Source organism: Magnetospira thiophila (assembly GCF_054657015.1).
Genome location: NZ_BAAHXF010000002.1, coordinates 669,368 through 687,678, shown reverse-complemented (window position 1 = coordinate 687,678; position 18,311 = coordinate 669,368). Strand labels below are relative to the sequence as shown.

Sequence of the window (18,311 nt, the reverse complement as noted above, 5' to 3'; positions counted from 1 at the left end):
CCCAGTTGCCCCGCCCTTTGTCCCTCGACAAGCTCGGGATGAGGGCTCCGGGTGGGGTGATCGTACAGAAATACCTCATACTGAGCTTGTCGAAGTATGGGGTTTGCTCTCTTTGATTACGGCAGTTCAACCCCGTAGCCACCCACCGGCAAGGCTTCGGGGATCAGTCCCCGGTCCTTGAGGAAGGTCGCGAAGCGGACGTAGCGGACGCTGTCCAGAGCCGCCGGACGCAGGGCGAAGCGAGGCAGGGTGTCGGCCCAGGCCCGCTTGTTCAACTCGTCGTCCAATTCCTTGCCCGATTGGGCGAACAAGGCCCAGGCCTCGTCCGGGTGATTGAGCATGAAGGTCACGCCCTGTTCCACGGCATTCAGAAAGCGCCGCAGCCGGTCATCGGCCAGCTTGTCCTTATGGGCGACCAGGATCAATTCGTCATAGAGCGGCACCCCATGTTCTTCGGGATAGAAGGCGCGGCCCGGATGATTCTCGATGGCCATCTGGTTGATCTCGAAATTGCGGAAGGCCCCGATGACCGCATCCACCTTGCCGGACAGAATGGACGGGGACAGGGAGAAATTGACGTTGATCAGGGTCACATCGTCCAGGCTCAGGCCAACACTTTCCAGCATCACGCCAAGCATAGCGTCTTCGAAGCCGCCGACCGAATAACCGACTTTTTTGCCTTTCAAATCGGCGAGGGTCTGGATCGGACCCTCGGCCAGCACTACCAGCGCATTCAGCGGCGTCGCGACGAGCGTGCCAACGCGGACCAGCGGCAGCCCTTCGGCCACATGCATATGCAGTTGCGGCTGATAGGAGACAGCCAAATCGGCCTTGCCCGCTGCGACCAGCTTCGGCGGGTCGTTAGGGTCAGCCGGAGCTACCAATTCCACATCCAAGCCCTGGGCGGTGAAGTAGCCTTTTTCCTGGGCGACAATCAGCGGCCCATGGTCGGGGTTGACGAACCAATCGAGCATGACCGTTATCTTGTCTGCCGCAGCGGCAGGCAGGGCGAGCATAAAGCTAATATTTAAGATTAAAAATATACGATATAGCATTGTATTTCCTTTTTAGTCATCATCTGGATGGGTTTCCGTCTGCCACGGGGCGAGACGACGCAGGCCCGTATCAACGGCGAAATAGAGACTCACGGCGATCAAGGCCAGAACCAGCAGGGCGGCAAACATCACGTCCACCTGCATCCGGGCATTGGCATGCAGCATCAGGTAGCCGAGGCCGCTGGAAGATCCGACCCACTCGCCGACCACCGCCCCGATGGGCGCGACGGCGGTCGCCACCCGCAGGCCGGAGCCCAGGGCGGGCAGGGCAGCGGGCAGGCGTAGTTGGAGCAGAATCGCCCGCCGGGAAGCCCCCATGGTGCGGGCCAGATCCAGCCAACCGGGATCGGTGCGGCGCAATCCGTCGAGAAAGGCCGAGGTGACCGGGAAATAAATGATCAGTACCGCCATGGCGACCTTGGAGGCCATGCCATAGCCCAGCCAGAGGACCAGAATGGGGGCCAGGGCGAATACTGGAATGGCCTGCGACACCACTAAAACCGGCATCAGCCAACGCCGTGCCGGTCGCACCGAGGCCATGACCAAGGCACTACTGCCGCCGAGCAAGGTGCCGAGAATCAAGCCGAGCAGAATTTCTGTGCCGGTGGTCAGGGCATGTTCGCCAATCAGCGCGGCGTGCGACAGCAGTGCCCGGGCCACCCGTTCGGGGCTGGGCAGAATGTAATGGGGGGCGTCAGTGAGCCAAACCACCGCCTGCCACAGTAAGAGTAAGCCGGTAAAGATAATCAAGCCGCGCAGGGGCCGGGTCATGGGGCCGCCTCCGCCAGCAGGGCCAGCAATTGTCCCTGTTGGGTCAGCAGGTTGGGGTCATCAATGTGACGGGGCGCGTCGCCCGAAGGATGCAGGGGTGGACGCAGCAACGCCGGTCGTCCGGCCAGCACCCGCACTTCATGGCCCAGGCGCAGGGCTTCCAGGGGATCATGGGTGACCAGCAAGACTGTGCGCCCGGCCAGCAGTTCGGCGGCCAAGTCCTGTAGCTTCAGGCGGGTCAGCACGTCGAGCGAGGCGAAGGGTTCGTCCATCAGCACCAGCGGCTTGTCTTCCATCAGGGTGCGGGCCAGGGCGACCCGTTGCCGCATGCCGCCGGACAAGGTACCGGGCAGATCCTGGGTATGGTCTCCCAGTCCGACCCGATCCAGCAGATGGGACGCCTTGTCCCGTGCCGTGGTGTCGAGCCGCCCCCGACGCAGGCGCTCCCCCAACGCCACGTTGTCGAGCACGGACAGCCAGGGCAGCAGCAGGTCGGACTGGGCCATGTAGGCCATGCGGCCTTTCAGCGGTAGGCCATCGCCGGTGGTCAGGCGGGTTTCCCCGGCGGTCTGGGTCTCCAGTCCGGCAATCAGCCGCAACAGGCTGCTTTTGCCGACGCCGCTGGCTCCCAGCAGGCAGGTCCATTGCCCTGCCAGAAGATCCATTTCCAGGTTCTCGAACAAAACCATGTCGCCATACACCAAGCGACCGGCGCGAATATGCACCGACAGGGAGGGGGAGGGAGACAGGTCTACGGCCATGAAAGCGTCCCTACGCCGGGTTCAACCGGATCAGGTTCTAGGGGTCGTCTTCCACTCGAAGACCTCTCAGCCGAAACGTCGGCTCCCCCCGCACGAAAAAGGAATGCGGACTATGACCAGAGTGGCCCGCAAAGGCAAGTGCCTTGGGTCATAATTTGTGAGTCGAAAAGTCGCGCGTGGTGTGCCGCAGACGGCGGACCAGCAACTGAATCATGCTTTGAATGATCGGCGGCGTGCGCTCCATGTTTTCGCGGAACAGGGGCTCCGGGAGCACGTAGCAATCAGTATTCTCCAGGGCCGTCGCCGTTGCCGAACGGGGTTCGTTATCGACCAGGGCCATCTCGCCGAACAGGTTCCCCTCGCCCAGAAAGGCTAGGCTGACATGGCCGTCGTTGTCGTCCTTGTGGGAAATTTCCACCAGTCCAGATTTGATGATGAAGACTTCGTGACCGGGATCGCCTTCGCGAAAAATAATTTCACCCGCCGCAACGGTCCTGGTATCCAGAAGCTGATCCATGATTCGATGACACGTCCCTGTGGCTCATAGACTTGTATTATAGGTCAGATTTGCCCTTTAAAAAAGGTAAACTATAGCGTGACAAAGACCCGCCCAATGTTGCACCGTTCCGCCGCTCTGCTTGTGTGTGTGTTGTTTCTGGCGGCCCAGGGCCCCTTGCATTTCGACTGGACCGAAGTGACGATCCTCACCGCGAAGGGCACCCGCACGGTGCAGGTGGAACTGGCGGAGACCCCCGAGCAACGGGCGCGCGGCCTGATGTTTCGTGAGGAACTGCCGGAAGGCACGGGGATGCTGTTCGACTTCGGATCGCCGCGTGGCGTCGCCATGTGGATGAAAAATACCAAGATTTCGCTGGATATGCTGTTCATTGATCAAGTGGGGGAGATCGTTGCCATCGCCCCCCATACCCAACCCGGCTCGCAGCATATGATTGATGCGGGACAGCCGGTCCGGGCGGTGCTCGAACTGCCGGCCGGAACGGCGGCCGCACTGGAGGTGCGGGTCGGGGATCATCTGCGGCACGACATTTTTACCGTCCCCGCTCAGCCCGCCGGTGGCATGTCCGACTGACGCAGGTAAGTATAGTTGGCGAGACAGGATTCATAGAAATCCACCAGCTTTACCCCGTCCCGTGAGCGCAGGTTGCCTTGCGCGACGGTCCGATCAATGCGTTTTTTGAGTTGTCGGGCCATGGCATCGGGGCTGTATTGCATGACCTGAAGCACCTGACCGGCCGAGGAGCCGGCCACGAATTCCTCGATATAGAATCCCGAGGGATCTTTCGGGTCGCAGAAAATATGGGCCTCATTCAGGCGCCCGAACAGGTTGTGCATGTCCCCCATCACGTCCTGGTAGGCTCCGGTGAGAAACAGCCCGATATAATAGCTCTCATCCGGGCGCAGGGGATGCAGGGGCAGGGTGGTTTGATTTCCCTGTTCGCCAATGAACTGGGCGATCCGACCATCGCTGTCGCAGGTGATATCGGCCAGGGTGCAATTGCGCGACGGGGTCTCGTGCAGTCGGGTCAGCGGGGCCACCGGGAGCACCTGCTGGATGGCCCAGCTATCGGCGGCCGACTGAAACAGTGAGAAATTGCACAGATATTGAGACCCGAGCAGGGACTCCACATCACGCATATCTTCGGATACAAACTCCGCCGTTTTCAGGCCCCTCGAGATGTCGCGCATCAGCTTCCAGTAGAGGGATTCCACCCGGGCCAGTTCTTCCAAACCGAGCACGCCGAGCTTGAAGGCGTTCAGGGTGTCATCCAGCAACATGGCGGCTTCGTTATATGCCTCCTGGTGATTTTGCAGAGTCTCCAGTTCGGTCACCAGGGTGCGCATGTTGGTCACCAGAATATGCTCTTCTGCCACCGGATCAGTGCCAATGGGATTGGCATCATTGGCAATTTCGCCGATTACCCGCATGACGACGCAGGAATGATGGGCGGTGATGGCACGCCCGCTTTCGGACACCAGGATCGGATGGGGCACCTCTTCCAGATCGCAAATCTGCATCACACCGTAGACCACGCCACTGGCATAGTCGGTCAGAGCGTAATTCATGGAGGAATGGCCGCTCGACCGGCTGCCGTCGTAGTCCACGGCCAATCCGCCGCCGATATCCAGATAGGTCAGGGGAATGCCCCGCTTGACCAAACGGGCGTAGATCCGCGCCGCCTCCTGCACCGCTTCCTTGACGAAGCGGATATCGGACAACTGACTGCCCACATGGAAATGCAGCAACTGGATGGCGTCGCCATAGCCACGCTGCTGAATCAGCGCCGTGGCATTGAGAATTTCCGAAATGGTCAGGCCGAATTTGGCTCGTTCGCCACTGGATTCGCTCCATCGGCCCTCGGTCTTGACGCGCATCTTGATTCGCAGGCCGATGATCGGCTGTACTTCCATCTCGTCGGCCATGCGGAGCAGGGGGTCGATTTCGCTGAATTTCTCGATGACCACCACCACCTTGCGATTGAGCTTGCGGCCCAACAGGGCCAATCGCATCACGTCCTCGTCCTTGTAGCCATTGCAAATGGTCAGCGCTTCCTCGCCGGTATCGTAGGAGAGCACGGCCAGCAGTTCAGCTTTTGAGCCGGCCTCCAGTCCATAGTGATAGGGGCGACCGGCCTCGACGATCTCATCGACGACCTCGCGCATCTGGTTGACCTTGATCGGATAGACCCCGCGATAGGGTGCGGTGTAGCCGGACTCTGTAATGGCGGCGTCGAAGGACTCGTTGAGCTGTTTGACCCGGTTCTTGAGAATGTCGTGAAAGCGCATGACCACCGGGAACTGGACGTTCTGGGCCAACAGCTCATCGACTACATCCTGCAAGGCGATGGGGATTTCCAGATTGTCCACATCGGGCAGGGCGAGCAGTTTGCCGTCGTCGCTGACCCCGAAATAGCCGCTGCCCCAGCGCCGGATTCGATAGGTTTCCTCAGTATCTTCCATCGTCCAGCCGTGCATGCCGTGGCCCCTTTTCCATTCCCTGAGTCGGTTCCGAAGCTTATAGCAAGACTCGTTGCCCGATGCCCATCGCCATGCGATAAAAGGCGAAATATTCATCAAAGGGCAGGATCATGACCCACAACGACGATGGCGATCAGGCCTTTCGAAAGGCCGACCTGCTCGGACGGCATCCGGAAATGACCTATGGCGGGGCGCTCAGTTTCCTCCGTCGATGCTATAGCCGTGACCTGACCGGAGTCCATGTGGCGGTCAGCGGCGTGCCCTATGACGGGGCGGTTACCTACCGCTCAGGGGCGCGTCTCGGTCCGCGCGCCATTCGGGCCGCCTCGGTGCAACTGGCGGAATTGAAGTCCTTTCCGTTCGGTTTCGATCCCTTCGATAGTCTGGCCGTGGTGGATTATGGCGATTGCTTCCTCGATCCGCACCACCCGGAAACGGTGGTCGAAACCATCGAGCGGCACATTGCCGAGATCTTGGCGGCGGGGGTGTTTCCGTTGACCCTCGGCGGCGATCATTTCATTGCCTATCCGATCCTGCGCGCCATGGCGGCCCATCATGGCCCGGTTGCTCTGCTGCATTTCGATGCCCATTGCGATACCTGGGACGACGACGGGTCGCGGCTCGATCATGGCTCCATGTTCCTGCGCGCCAAGAATCAGGGGTTGATCGACGTCAGCCGTTCCTGTCAGGTGGGCATTCGCACCCACAATGATTCCGACCATGGGTTCGACATTCTGACCGCGCCTTGGGTGCATCATCATGGGGTCGAGGCGACCATCGCTGCCATCCGGCAACGGGTCGGTGCAGGCAAGGTCTATCTGACCTTTGACATTGATTGCTTGGACCCGGCCTTCGCCCCGGGCACCGGCACCCCAGTTTCCGGGGGGCTGACCTCGGCGCAGGCATTGGGGATCGTGCGCGGCCTGTCCGATCTGGATCTGGTCGGTGCCGATGTGGTGGAAGTGGCCCCGGCCTACGACCTGTCGGAAATCACCGCCATTGCCGCCGCCACCGTCGCCCATGACATTCTTTGTCTGCTGGCGGTGAAACGTGGGGCGAGGGGCCTGCCGCTGGGGCGCCCCCTATGACGCAGCCCGCGCTTCCAGAAAGCGCAGGAATTCCTCCTGGGGCAGGGCCTTGCTGAAATAGTAGCCCTGGGCGAATTCACATGCCCGTTCCTGGAGGAAGCGCATCTGCGCCTCGGTCTCCACGCCCTCGGCCACCACCTTGATCTTCAGGTTGTGGGCCATGGCGATGATGGCCTCGACCAGCGCCGCGTCATCGGGATCGTCGGTCACGTCGCGAATGAACGAGCGGTCGATTTTCAACAGATCAACCGGCAGGCGCTTGAGATAGCTCAACGAGGAATAACCGGTGCCGAAGTCATCGAGGGAGATCCGGTAGCCCTCCTGGCGCATTTCGTTGAGATACTCCACATGCGACTGATGATCGGACATCATCAGACTTTCGGTGATTTCGACGATGACGTTTTCCTTGGGAAAATGGGATTTTCGGATGATTGACCGCCAATCGGTGCGGAAGTTCCCCAGCCGGAACTGCTTGGTTGATTTGTTGAGCGCCACATACAAAGGAGCTCCATAGGCCTTGCCCCATTGTTTGGCCGCCTGCGTGGCCACGTCGGCGACCCAGTTCCCCAGTTCGCTGATCATGCCGGTTTCCTCGGCGATGGGGATGAATTCGTCGGGCGAGATATAGCCGCGCACCGGATGCTTCCAGCGCATCAGGGCCTCGGCACCGACCACCGTTCCCGAGTCGAGGGCGAGAATGGGCTGATAATGAACCTCGAACCCGCCGTCCCGATGGGCGTTCTTGATGTCGTTGGCCATGCGGTGACGGCGTTCCGCCTCGTCCTGCATGCTCTTAGTGAAGAAACGGTAGGTGTTGCGACCGGCATCCTTGGCGGAGTACATGGCGCTATCGGCATTTTTCAGCAGACTTTCGATGTCTTCACCGTCGTCCGGGTAGACGGTGGCCCCGATACTGCCCGAGATATGCAGTTCGTTGCCCTCAATATCGAAAGGACGCGAGAGTTCGGCCAGCACCTTGTCGATGGTCGGCGTCATGTCGGTGACCGACACCAGATCGCTCAACAAGATGGTGAATTCATCGCCCCCGAGACGGCCCACCGTATCGGAACTGCGGGTCACCGCGCTCAGGCGGCTCGCTGCTTCCTTCAGCAGACCGTCACCGACGGAATGGCCCAGGGTGTCGTTGATGCTCTTGAAGCCGTCCAGATCCAGGAACAGTAAGCCCACCAGATTGCGCCGACGCTCGCCTTTTTGCACCGCCTGCCTGAGCCGGTCGAAAAAAAGGTGACGATTGGGCAGACCAGTCAATTGATCGAAACTGGCCTGCTTCTTGATGATTTCCTGGGCTTTCTTGTCGTCGCTGATGTCGCTGAATACGGCGATATGGCGCATGATCTTGCCACGGTCATCGCGCAACACGTTGATCGACAACCATTCCGGGTAGACATCACCGTTTTTACGCTTGTTCCAGATTTCTCCCTGCCAATGCCCCGTATCCATCAAGGAAGTCCACATCTCCTTGTAGAATTCCTTGGAATGTCTGCCGGAAGCCAGAAGATCGGGTTTGCGACCGATCACGTCGTCGCGCTTGTAGCCGGTAATACGGGTGAAAGCGGGATTTACTGAAAGAATGGTGTTGCTCTGGTCGGTGATCAGGGTCGCTTCCGAGGCCGCCTCGAAGACTGTGGCCGACAATCGAAGCCGTTCCTCGACGGTCTTTTGCTCGGTGATGTCGTTGATGGTGAGAATAGCCCCCTGAACCGTATTCGACGTGTTGACCACGTAGGGGACGATATGGATGGCGTAATATGAAATGCCCATCGGAAATTCACGGTCGACGGTGACGCCGGTCTGCATCACGGAGCGCACAGAGCCAATAAGATCGTTCAGAACGAAGTGGGTCGGCACGCTGGTCAGATTCTCGCGCGGCCCGGACCGGGTGAGCTTGAAGAATTCCTCGGCCTTTTCGTTGTAGCGGGTCACCACGAGATTCTTGTCGACGACGATCAAGGCCTTGTTGATGCTGGCCTGGATGTTCTCCAGGTCGCTGTTGGCCTCGGAGAGTTCCTGGGTCTTGACGATCAGTTCGTCGTTGACCGTTGTCAGTTCTTCGTTGGTGGCCTGAAGTTCCTCGTTGGAGGTTTCCAGTTCCTCGTTGGATGCCTGCAATTCCTCGTTGGCGGCCTGGGCTTCCTCGTTGAGGGACTGCAATTCCTCATTGGAGGTTTCCAATTCCTCGACCACCGTCTGCAAATTTTCGCGGGTGGAAGTCAGCTCATGTTGCAGCTCGGCGATGCGGTTGGCTGCCGATTCCTCAAGAGTCTCATCATCACCACTCACCGGAATGATCGACTTGTCCGGCTGTTTCTCGAAGCAGACCAGCAGCAGTTCACTGTCGTAATCCTGCGTGCCGACGAAATGCACGGCGAGACGGTACAGGCGGTTTCCGCCATCGACGGACAGCACGCAGGGCTGTCCCGCCGCGCTTTCCTTCTTGCGGCTGACCCGATGGGAAAAAGCCCGCAACTCACTGCGAAAGGCCGGATTGATGATTGAAAACAGATTGAAGTCGGCCTTGCCTTTGTTGATTTTGATGAACGGGGAGCAATCACCGAAAAACTCGATGACGCTGCCATCGCTGGCGATCAGAATGCTGGCCGGGGCATAAAGGTCGAAAATCCGATTATGGCCCATCTCGGACGGCTTGACGTCCTCAGGTGCGACCCTTGATTTTTTGCCGGACCGGGTCAACGGCGCGGCCTTCGCGAAATGCCCGGTCATCGGTGTGGGGACATTGCGGCAGGTGAAAATCTTGTGAGTCCGGTTCTTTTCCGAGAACAGGGCCGAATGGGTGCCGATGGATTCCGATTTGCCGAGGAACATGATTCCATTGGGCCGGAGGGCATAATGGAAACTGCGCATGACCTTGTCTTGCAGTTCCGGCTTGAAATAGATCAACAGATTCCGACAACTCACCATGTCGAGCCGGACGAACGGCGGGTCCTGCACGATGTCCTGGCGGGCAAAGACGACAATGTCCTTCAGCGACTTGTCCACATGATACTGACGGTCTTTCTGAGTGAAATATTTTTTGCGGAACTTCTCATCCATATTGACCAATGAGGCCTCGGGATAGGAGCCCTTGCGGGCATACTGGGTCGACTCGTTGTTGATGTCCGTGGCGAAAATCTGCACCCGGTATTTGTCGATATTGGTCCCCAGTTCCTCGCAGACCAGGATGGCCAGGGAATAGGCTTCTTCGCCGGTGGCGCAGCCCGGCACCCAGATGCGGATGTCGTCTCCCGGTTCCTTGGCCCGGATCAGTTCGGCCAATTCCTTTTTGATGGCGGCGAAGGATTCTGTGTCGCGAAAAAAAGAGGTGACGCAAATCAGGAAGTTGTTGGCCAGTTCCAGCAGTTCTTCATGGTGATCGGTCGTGTACTGGCCGTATTGCTCCAGATCGCCGATTTGCAGCGCGGACATGCGGCGCTGCAATTGGCGAGTGATGGTGGAATCCTTGTAGTTGGAAAAATCCATGCCCGTGTGAGCGCCCACCTGATTGATGATGCCGCGCACCGTCGAAGGGGCGACCCCTTCGTCCTCGGTGATGATGGGCACGCGGGGCAGGGTGGTGATGGAGGCCAACTGCTCTGCTGTCTCGACCGGAGTCAGGGCCAGATCGACGCCGCCCGAGCGAATGGCCGCCTTGGGCATACTGTCGTACTTGGCCGTATCCGGTTCCTGGGCAATGCAAATACCGCCCGCCGCCTTGATGGCCTTGATGCCATGCGCGCCGTCGGACCCGGTGCCGGAGAAAATGACCCCGATGGCCTTCTCCCCCTGATCCTCGGCCAGACTGAGGAACAGGCGATCCACCGAGGGTTTGGGACCGATGGCGGCTTGGGGTTTGGTTAGCCGGATTTTGCCGTGCGAGATGGTGATATCGCTGTCGGGCGGAGCCACATAGACCGTGTTGGCCTTGGGGAAGGTATTGGTTTTGGCTTCAAGAACGGTCAGTTTGGTTTCGCGGGCCAGCAACTCGACCATCATGCTGCGATGATCCGGCGACATGTGCTGCGCCACGATGAAGGTCATGTCGGATTTTTCGGGCAGATTGGCGACAAAGGGGCGCAGGGCTTCCAGTCCGCCGGCGGAGGCACCAATCCCGACATAGAACAGCCCTGCCTTGACTTTTGACTTCGCAGGGGCCGTTGATCGGGTCTTCTTCTTGGGGAGGTCTGGGGACTCTGTGTTCATAGCCTCAATGAAGGAAATCTAACTCAACGATTGAATACTGTGAGAGGAAGTGCGCGAATCATAGTCGCATTGCGACAGATTGTCACTTACATTGTCCGAGGTATTTGCCGCTTGCTCGAACTCCAACGAACCATTAGGTTTCCTGTCCGTCGGGGAGTAGCTCAGCCTGGTAGAGTGCCTGCTTTGGGAGCAGGATGTCGCAAGTTCGAATCTTGTCTCCCCGACCAATTGATACCCACCCAAACAAGTGTGAGTCGATGATACGGGACGCCGGTTTGTCAGATGTCGAGGCTTTGGTGGCCCTTGAGAACGCCTGTTTCTCCATCGACCGTCTGTCGGCGCGCAGTTTTCGGAATTTCCTCAAACAGGGTAAGCCGCAGTTGATTGTCGATGAGCAGGACGGCCAATTGCGCGGCTACAGTCTCATTCTGTTTCACGCCAATACCTCTCTGGCCCGTCTTTATTCCCTTGGGGTGAGGCCGAATTTCAGATCCCAAGGGGTGGCGCGGCAGTTGATGGCGGAGTCCGAACGCCGGGCGCTGGCCGCCTCGGCGACCCGGATGCGGCTGGAAGTGCATCAGAACAACCTCGCGGCCCAGAAACTGTATAAAGATCTGGGCTATCGCGCCTTCGCCGTCTATCCCGATTATTACGAGGATCACGCCGAGGCGGTGCGGATGGAGAAGCATCTGGCGCCACAGTTGTCCCGGGACCTCAATACGGTGCCGTATTTCTCCCAGTCCCTGGACTTCACCTGCGGTCCGGCCTGTCTGATCATGGCGATGGCCCGTCATGATCGCACCATGGTGGCCGACCGGGCCCTGGAAATGCGTTTGTGGCGCGAAACAACGACCATTTTCATGACCCGTGGTCATGGCGGCTGCGGGGCGCTGGGGCTGGCCCTGGCAGCCTGGAACCGGGGCTTCGGGGTCGAGGTCTCGTTGAGCGACGAAACCACCATGTTCGTCGACACGGTGCGCGATGAACGCAAGAAGGAAGTGATCCGGTTGGTCGAGGAGGGCTTCCAAAAAGACGTCGCCCAGACGGGGATCAAGGTCGAAGCCCAGCCGCTGGGGGTTGCCGATCTCTGTGCCGCCTTCGACCGGGGCGGGGTGCCCATCGTGCTCATCAGTTCCTATCGAATGACCGGCGACAAATCGCCCCACTGGGTGGTGGTGACGGCCTACGATGATCGGTTCATCTATATCAACGACCCGTTCGTGGATGTCGAGGAGAACCGCTCAGAAACCGATTGTGTCGGCATTCCCCTGGCTCCCATCGAACTTGAGCGCATGTCCCGGTTCGGCAAACGCAAGCATTTCGCAACGGTTATCGTCTATCCACTTCGTCAGAAAGGGCGACAATGAATGGCGCGTTACACGATCATCACCGACCGGCTGAGCGATTGGCGCTGGAGCACCGACGGGCTCGATCTGATGAGTGCGGATCAGTACATGCTGCACAGCTACCACGAAAAGAAATCACCCCGTTACGTGGTCAATCTGTGTCGCCACTACAGCTATCTCTCGGGCGGCTATTATTGCTCCCTGTTGGCCGAGGCACGGGGGCAGACCCCCATGCCGACGGTCGCCGACGTGCTGTCTCTGGCGCGCAAGCATCTCTACGCCTTCGCGGTGCCGGAACTGGAAGCCATCCTCAACCGCACGGTCAAGCGGTTGGTGACGGCGCCCACCGAGCCCTTTGACCTGACCGCCTGTTTCGGTCGCGCCGACGATGCCCGGTTCAAGCGACTGGCGGAAGAGGTGTTCGATGTGTTCCGCTATCCGTTGCTGCGCCTGCGGTTGATCCCCGGCAGGCACTGGAAAATTGCCACTATCCGGCCGATGGGGCTGCATCAGGTGCCGCGGTCCCTAGATGCCCTGTTCAACGAATCCCTGCGCGCCTACACCCGGGCCCGCAAACCCCTGCGCGGCGGCGCGCCCCCCGCCCTGTACAGTCTGGCCATTCTGTACGATCCGGATGAAGCCCTGCCGCCTTCGGACCGACAGGCGCTGGACAAGTTCGTTTCGGTCGGCCAGACCCTGCGCGTGGACGTGGAGCGCATCACCAAAAAGGATTTTGCACGGCTGCCGGAATTCGATGCCCTGTTCATCCGCACCAATACGGCCATCGACCATTATACCTATCAGTTCTCCCGCAAGGCCGAGCAGGAGGGGTTGGTGGTGATCGACGATCCGACGTCGATCCTGCGCTGCACCAACAAGGTCTATTTGCATGAACTGTTGAAACGTCACCACCTGCCGACGCCCAAGACCGAGTCCCTCAATCGGCTCAATTTCACCGACGCGGTGCTCGACAAATTGGAAAGTACGCTCGGCTATCCGATCATCCTGAAAATTCCCGACGGGTCTTTTTCACGCGGCATGCACAAGGCGGAAAACCGTGACCAGTTGGTGAGGTTTGCCGGGGAACTGTTTGAAAAATCAAGATTGATCCTGGCTCAGGAGTTCGTCTACACGAGCTTCGACTGGCGCGTCGGCATCCTCAACGGCGAAGCGCTCTACGTCTCCCAATATCTGATGTCGCGCAATCACTGGCAGATCGTCAACCACAAGGGCGACGGGACCTTCAAGCAGGGCGGGTTCAAGACGTTCGATGTCAAGGATGCGCCCGCCGAGGTAGTCGAGGTGGCGCTCAAGGCGGCTTCCCATATCGGCAAGGGACTCTACGGCGTCGACCTCAAACAGACCGACAAGGGGTTGTTTCTGATCGAGGTCAACGACAATCCCAGCATCGACCAGGGGGTTGAGGACAAGGTGCTGAAAAACGAGCTGTATGCGCGGATCCTGAAGGAGTTCATCCGGCGCATCGAGTCACGGGGCCGATAATCCAGCCAACGCGCGCCCCACGACGATTTGGGCGCGGCGGAGCACCAGATCCTGCCAGTCGGCGGTGGCGGGATAAAAGAAGCGCCGCAGGTCTGCCTTGATCCGTTGCGTCTCCGGCGCATCCCAATTCGGCAGCCCGTCCCGGTGCAGCACATGATCGGCGCGCAGGGCCCGGAGCATTTCCTCGACACTGAAGGTGCCGAATTCCAGGGTGACAAAGGTCACCGCCGCGCCCAGGGCGGCCTGCCAGCCATAGTCGATCAGCCCGGACTTGGGGGTTGAATAGGAGGTGCCGAGGGCCGGCTCTGTCATCTCGGTGCCGTACCAGCGCCGCCCGCGCGCCGCTTCCGCCGATTGTGGGGGATGGTCGGAAATGATCTCGCCATGGCCGAACGGCCCGAGCCCCGAGTGCAGGTCGATGACGGCGACGGTTTGGCGGTCCTTGAGGTGAAAATCGTCGATCAGTCGTTCCACCCGGAGCCGGGACCAGACCGGTGCCGTGCCGCCGTAAAACAGGCCGCTGGGATGGCTGTATTGTCCCGCCGTCACCACCGTTTCCAGGACCCGTTGGCCGTGTCGGCGTCCATAGTCCCGCAGGATCTGGTCGGCCTCAGCCCACAGGGCCGGATCATTGCGGGGCGGTACCAGGGCTTCGGCCAGCTCATCGTATCCGGGGCTTTCCGGCAGCGGTTGGTCGAAGTCGATGAAATTGCGGTTGAGATCGACTCCCGCCTCGTTGACCCGGCGCAGCCAGGCGAATCCGTGGGGATTGAGCGCATGCAGGAGCAGGGCGGCGCATCCCTCGGGCAGGTCGTCGGGGGAGAGTCGATGCAGAAAATCCAGTTGCACCGCCGATCCCACGAAACCTTCCACCCCGTGGGTGGCCGACATCAGGACCAGCACTTTCGGGGCGTCACTTGGGCCGACCCAGGCGGTATCCAGGGACAGCGGCTCGCCTTGTGGTCCGGTCAACGGATGGTCGTGCCGAGTGAAAGGGACTCCGGCGGCGGCGCAGGTCGCCTGGAAACGCGCCCGGGCCTGGCTGTAGCTGTCGCTGAATAAGGATGAACGATCGTGGGGCACGTTGGACTCGAACGGCAAGCGTCCCGCTTGGACGCCCCGTCTTATAGCCTGAATTCGTCGAGCAGGTCACTCTCTCCGTACATCGGTCGGCAATTCCCTCAGGGCGAGGACTCATGCTGCCGCCGGGAGATGATCTCCGCATAGGCCCCCTGTTGCGGGGAGACAAAGGGGGTGGCCGTGACGCTCCGACGAAAAACGCAGGCCAAAAAGGCTTCAGGAGGAATTTTGTGCGCCTTTTCCAGGTCGTGGAAGGCTGCCAGATCAGCAAACGGCAGATGGACAGGATGTGGGCGGAAAGCGGTGCAGGACAGGTCCAGAATGTCGTAGTCATTGGCCCGGGCGAGATCCACAAAGAGCGTCGGGCTGATCGAATAAAAACCGTGATTGAGGGCGCCAGTCATCGGTTGCACATGCAGCATCAGACCGCCGGGAGTGGTCAGTTCATGCATGGAGCGATAAACCTGGGCAATGTCGAACACATGCTCGGAGGTGCCGATATTGGTGATCACATCGAACGGCCCAGATAGTGGAAGCGGCATATTAAGATCATGGCGCAACCCATTGGGACTGACGAAATCAACCGCTGTATATTCTATGTATCCGAACAGGGCTCCATAGAAAGCCTTGACCAGATCGAAGGCGGCTCGGGGGCCGAAGTTTTTATCCACTGCCGCCATGTCCCGGCCGAATCTCTGCAAGGCCGGAAGGTCGCCTTCAAGGGCCGCCACACACCGGGTGACCAGCTCCGCCACCGGCACGTCGCCCAGCCAATGCTGCTCTCCCATTTCGAGCAGGCGCGGGCGCATCGGAAGAACGCCCGCTTCCCGCAAACGCCACAAAAGTTCGAATTCGGACCGGGTGATGGCCAGGGGAGTCGCCTGTCGGTTGAGGGTGACTGGGATGATGGGAATTCTATGACAATCGGCGGGACGTTGCCAGCAGGGAGGCAAAAAAATGCCGCATCTGCAAGGCTGTTTTATGGACCTTCGGCATCCCATATTTTTTTGTGTGGCCGCAGTGCAGTACCTGCAGTGCAATATTGACATTTCGCTCTTGCGGCATTAGTATATCATAACGTTCTAATGCAAGTGGTCGCTTGGCATTCGCCCGGCGGCAGATCCGGAGGATCGTCAAATGGCTGATGGACAGCATGTTTATCCCCAAACGGTTTGGGAACTCCAGGCCGAAATCAGTGCCCGTGCCTATGAAATCTGGGAAGAAGAGGGACGCCAACCGGATCAAGGCTTGAAAAACTGGGAACGCGCCGAAGCCGAGATACTCGCCCTCAAGGACCAACAGAAACACTGAGGGACAGGTTCCGCTATGACGTCATGCGTGATGCCAAGTTTTTTGGCATCGCGTTTTAGCTTGTCTAGATTCTTTAGATTGGCTTTATTTTCATGATGTTATATCCAAATCTTTTGTCTTGAAGAGGGTCTGCCACTGCTCCATATATGGTACAATATATCATTTATGCAGCAGGAGCACATGATGCAGATAGCCGTAACCAGCCAAGACCGAAAAACAGTCACCGAACATGCTGGTCGATGCCGGAAATTTTGGTTGTACTCGATTGAAAACAATATCGTGAAGGGCAAAACACTGGTGGAACTGGCGAAGGAATCCAGTTTCCACGAGAGTTCGCCCCACGAACATCATGTGCTTGATCCCATGGATATATTGATTACCCGCAGCGTCGGGGCGGGGCTCCGTCAGCGTCTGGCTGCGCGGAGCATAGATGTGGTGCTTACGTCGGAGACTGACCCGGATCTGGCTGTCTCTGGCTTTTTACGGGGGGTGAGCTCAGTTGCCGCGCCAGATGTCTGCGAGGAACATGGGCATCACCAGCATCGGCATGAGGGGCATGGGGATGCGAGCTGCGGATGCGGTCATTAAATGCAGTAGTTCAGACCTGATCTGACACCGCTTCTTGAAAAAGAAGAGGGTTACCGGTTTTGATGGCGGTGCGAACCGGCGTGGCCGATGAGCGGCGGCGAACATATCCACCCGGCGATCGAGCATCATGGGCAGGGTGACCGGTCCCGGTTTCCCTGTTTTCCAATACCGCAACTGACCGCGTCCCCTGCTGGATCGTGCTGCCATCCTCCAGCACCACCCCCGGCAACGACGGGGACTCCCAGTCCTCTGCCCCGATTCCGTCCATTGCCTCTGACCCTGTCCTCGACACCCCGGCACGCCGGACGAACGCCCTCCTTGACGAGTCCCCGAGCGACCGAGCGCAACAGGAAAACCTTCTCAAGCAGGCCGAGGCCGATACGGAGGCGGTCTGGAAGATGCCTCCAGACACCCCGCAGCATGGGCGCGCGGGCCAAGGCGGGGATGCCGACGCCCGCCTCCCAACCGCAAACAAACGGCCCCTCAATGGGCGATGACGGCCAATGGTACGGCCTCGATGGCAACAAAATCGACAATCCGAACCGCGACCCGAACGTTCAAAATGCACAGGCTGTTGTGCCGCTGCCCGGCCCACTGCCGGTGCCCGTGCCGCCGCAGATGATCCCCGGGCACGAGGAGCGGACGCGGCAACTGAACGCGTTAGGAAACAAGGCAATCGAACAGTTACAGCGTAAGCGCCATTTTGACCCCACCTATTTTTTCCAATGAGAAGCGGCGATAATCTTGCCTCGTATTTTTCGAGGGAGGTTTTCTATGCCGGAAGGTTCGGCGCTACATACGGAGTCCACTGTCGTTTCTCAGTTTGTTACGGAGCCGGGTGGTCGGCGCCGGTGGCCCGACGACGTGAAGGCACGGATTGTTGCACAGACCTTGGTTTCTGGCGCGAGCGTAAATGGCGTTGCCAAACGCCATGGTCTGAGAGCCAATCACCTTTCGGATTGGCGGCGGCGGGCGCGGGAGGGTCGTCTGGTTCTGCCGGCGGCCGAAGGTGATATGGCCATGGTGGCGCCTGCACTCACCCCGGCATTTGCCTCTGTCATTGTGCGTGAAGAAAGCCCGCCGGAACCGGCATCGACTTTGGATATGATTGTCGGCCCGGTGACGATCCGGATTGACGCTTCGACCTCGGCGGATCGCTTGGCGGAGATCGTTACAGCCTTGGGACGGGAGCGATGATGTTTTCTTCCGAGGGCGTGCGGATCGTGGTGGCGACCCGTCCCGTGGACTTCCGTAAAGGCCATGATGGGCTGGCGGCCTATGTCTTCAACGCCATGAGACGCGATCCGTTCACCGGCATGGTTTTCGTGTTCCGGGCCAAGCGGGCGGACCGTTTGAAACTTCTCCACTTCGACGGCAGCGGCCTGGTGATGACCTACAAGCGGCTTGAGGATCAAACCTTTGTCTGGCCCGGGATAAAAGACGGGGTGATGGCCCTGTCTGCGGTGCAATTCGAGGCCCTTTTTGCGGGCTTGGATTGGCGCAAGGTTCGGCCCCTGGAAGGGTCTTCGCCGACGGTGGCCTGACCCAGAAAATGCATGTTTTATAATGCATAAGGCCATGGTTTCTGCTAGA

At 59.4% G+C, this 18,311-nt stretch carries 17 protein-coding genes, 1 tRNA gene and 1 riboswitch; of the genes, 10 read left to right on the top strand and 8 right to left on the bottom strand.

All coding sequences use genetic code 11. From position 1 onward, the window contains the following. Positions 1–116: 116 nt before the first annotated feature. The 4 genes from ACYQ1P_RS12935 to ACYQ1P_RS12920 all read right to left on the bottom strand — a co-directional run bounded on the left by ACYQ1P_RS12935 (position 117) and on the right by ACYQ1P_RS12920 (position 3,104). The gene (locus ACYQ1P_RS12935) at positions 117–1,016 is read right to left on the bottom strand and encodes an ABC transporter substrate-binding protein (protein ID WP_460020754.1); all 900 of its coding nucleotides are present in this window, start codon (positions 1,014–1,016) and stop codon (positions 117–119) included. A gap of 51 nt (positions 1,017–1,067) precedes the next feature. Beyond that, positions 1,068–1,826 carry an ABC transporter permease gene (locus ACYQ1P_RS12930; RefSeq protein WP_460020753.1) on the bottom strand — a complete coding sequence of 253 codons (759 nt, stop codon included), beginning with the start codon at positions 1,824–1,826 and terminating at the stop codon, positions 1,068–1,070. After that, positions 1,823–2,587: an ABC transporter ATP-binding protein gene (locus ACYQ1P_RS12925; RefSeq protein ID WP_460020752.1), complete on the bottom strand. Its 765-nt coding sequence runs from the start codon at positions 2,585–2,587 to the stop codon at positions 1,823–1,825. The genes ACYQ1P_RS12930 and ACYQ1P_RS12925 overlap by 4 nt, the downstream gene beginning before the upstream one ends. Continuing rightward, positions 2,578–2,686, bottom strand: a riboswitch (TPP riboswitch). Its footprint overlaps the gene before it by 10 nt. Positions 2,687–2,735: 49 nt before the next feature. Beyond that, entirely contained in the window at positions 2,736–3,104 is a 369-nt protein-coding gene (locus tag ACYQ1P_RS12920) for a Crp/Fnr family transcriptional regulator (RefSeq protein ID WP_460020751.1), read from the bottom strand. Between the two features lie 96 nt (positions 3,105–3,200). On the opposite strand from ACYQ1P_RS12920, the gene ACYQ1P_RS12915 reads away from it, so the two are divergent. Continuing rightward, positions 3,201–3,677 carry a DUF192 domain-containing protein gene (locus tag ACYQ1P_RS12915; RefSeq protein ID WP_460020750.1) on the top strand — a complete coding sequence of 159 codons (477 nt, stop codon included), beginning with the start codon at positions 3,201–3,203 and terminating at the stop codon, positions 3,675–3,677. Here the strand turns inward: ACYQ1P_RS12915 and speA are convergent. Beyond that, complete coding sequence (gene speA / locus ACYQ1P_RS12910) at positions 3,650–5,581, bottom strand: biosynthetic arginine decarboxylase (RefSeq protein ID WP_460020749.1); 1,932 nt, start codon at positions 5,579–5,581, stop codon at positions 3,650–3,652. The genes ACYQ1P_RS12915 and speA overlap by 28 nt on opposite strands. 113 nt (positions 5,582–5,694) lie before the next feature. Here speA and speB point away from each other — a divergent pair, with 113 nt between their 5' ends. Then, complete coding sequence (gene speB / locus ACYQ1P_RS12905; RefSeq protein ID WP_460020748.1) at positions 5,695–6,672, top strand: agmatinase; 978 nt, start codon at positions 5,695–5,697, stop codon at positions 6,670–6,672. Here the strand turns inward: speB and ACYQ1P_RS12900 are convergent. Beyond that, entirely contained in the window at positions 6,667–10,890 is a 4,224-nt protein-coding gene (locus ACYQ1P_RS12900; protein ID WP_460020747.1) for an EAL domain-containing protein, read from the bottom strand. The two genes, speB and ACYQ1P_RS12900, sit on opposite strands and share 6 nt — an antisense overlap. A 150-nt stretch (positions 10,891–11,040) precedes the next feature. On the opposite strand from ACYQ1P_RS12900, the gene ACYQ1P_RS12895 reads away from it, so the two are divergent. The 3 genes from ACYQ1P_RS12895 (at position 11,041) to ACYQ1P_RS12885 (ending at position 13,739) form a co-directional block, all read left to right on the top strand. Next, positions 11,041–11,117 (top strand) — tRNA-Pro (locus tag ACYQ1P_RS12895). 30 nt (positions 11,118–11,147) lie between these two features. After that, the gene (locus ACYQ1P_RS12890; protein ID WP_460020746.1) at positions 11,148–12,257 is read left to right on the top strand and encodes a peptidase C39 family protein; all 1,110 of its coding nucleotides are present in this window, start codon (positions 11,148–11,150) and stop codon (positions 12,255–12,257) included. Beyond that, positions 12,258–13,739: a RimK family ATP-grasp domain-containing protein gene (locus tag ACYQ1P_RS12885; protein WP_460020745.1), complete on the top strand. Its 1,482-nt coding sequence runs from the start codon at positions 12,258–12,260 to the stop codon at positions 13,737–13,739. Here ACYQ1P_RS12885 and ACYQ1P_RS12880 read toward each other — a convergent pair. Both ACYQ1P_RS12880 and ACYQ1P_RS12875 read right to left on the bottom strand, forming a co-directional pair. Beyond that, positions 13,725–14,822, bottom strand: a complete 1,098-nt coding sequence (locus tag ACYQ1P_RS12880; RefSeq protein WP_460020744.1) for a M14 family metallopeptidase — start codon at positions 14,820–14,822, stop codon at positions 13,725–13,727. The genes ACYQ1P_RS12885 and ACYQ1P_RS12880 overlap by 15 nt on opposite strands. Positions 14,823–14,920: 98 nt before the next feature. Beyond that, the gene (locus ACYQ1P_RS12875; RefSeq protein ID WP_460020743.1) at positions 14,921–15,628 is read right to left on the bottom strand and encodes a class I SAM-dependent methyltransferase; all 708 of its coding nucleotides are present in this window, start codon (positions 15,626–15,628) and stop codon (positions 14,921–14,923) included. A gap of 328 nt (positions 15,629–15,956) precedes the next feature. On the opposite strand from ACYQ1P_RS12875, the gene ACYQ1P_RS12870 reads away from it, so the two are divergent. From ACYQ1P_RS12870 to tnpB, 5 genes are all read left to right on the top strand, one after another. Continuing rightward, complete coding sequence (locus ACYQ1P_RS12870) at positions 15,957–16,130, top strand: DUF2934 domain-containing protein (protein WP_460020742.1); 174 nt, start codon at positions 15,957–15,959, stop codon at positions 16,128–16,130. 180 nt (positions 16,131–16,310) lie between these two features. After that, positions 16,311–16,718, top strand: a complete 408-nt coding sequence (locus tag ACYQ1P_RS12865; protein WP_460020741.1) for a NifB/NifX family molybdenum-iron cluster-binding protein — start codon at positions 16,311–16,313, stop codon at positions 16,716–16,718. 420 nt (positions 16,719–17,138) lie between these two features. After that, positions 17,139–17,447 (top strand): hypothetical protein, encoded by a 309-nt coding sequence (locus ACYQ1P_RS12860; protein ID WP_460020740.1) that lies wholly within the window; start codon positions 17,139–17,141, stop codon positions 17,445–17,447. A gap of 45 nt (positions 17,448–17,492) precedes the next feature. After that, entirely contained in the window at positions 17,493–17,915 is a 423-nt protein-coding gene (gene tnpA / locus ACYQ1P_RS12855) for an IS66-like element accessory protein TnpA (protein ID WP_460019129.1), read from the top strand. Then, positions 17,912–18,262, top strand: a complete 351-nt coding sequence (gene tnpB / locus ACYQ1P_RS12850; protein ID WP_460019126.1) for an IS66 family insertion sequence element accessory protein TnpB — start codon at positions 17,912–17,914, stop codon at positions 18,260–18,262. The genes tnpA and tnpB overlap by 4 nt, the downstream gene beginning before the upstream one ends. The last annotated feature ends 49 nt before the right edge of the window (positions 18,263–18,311 follow it).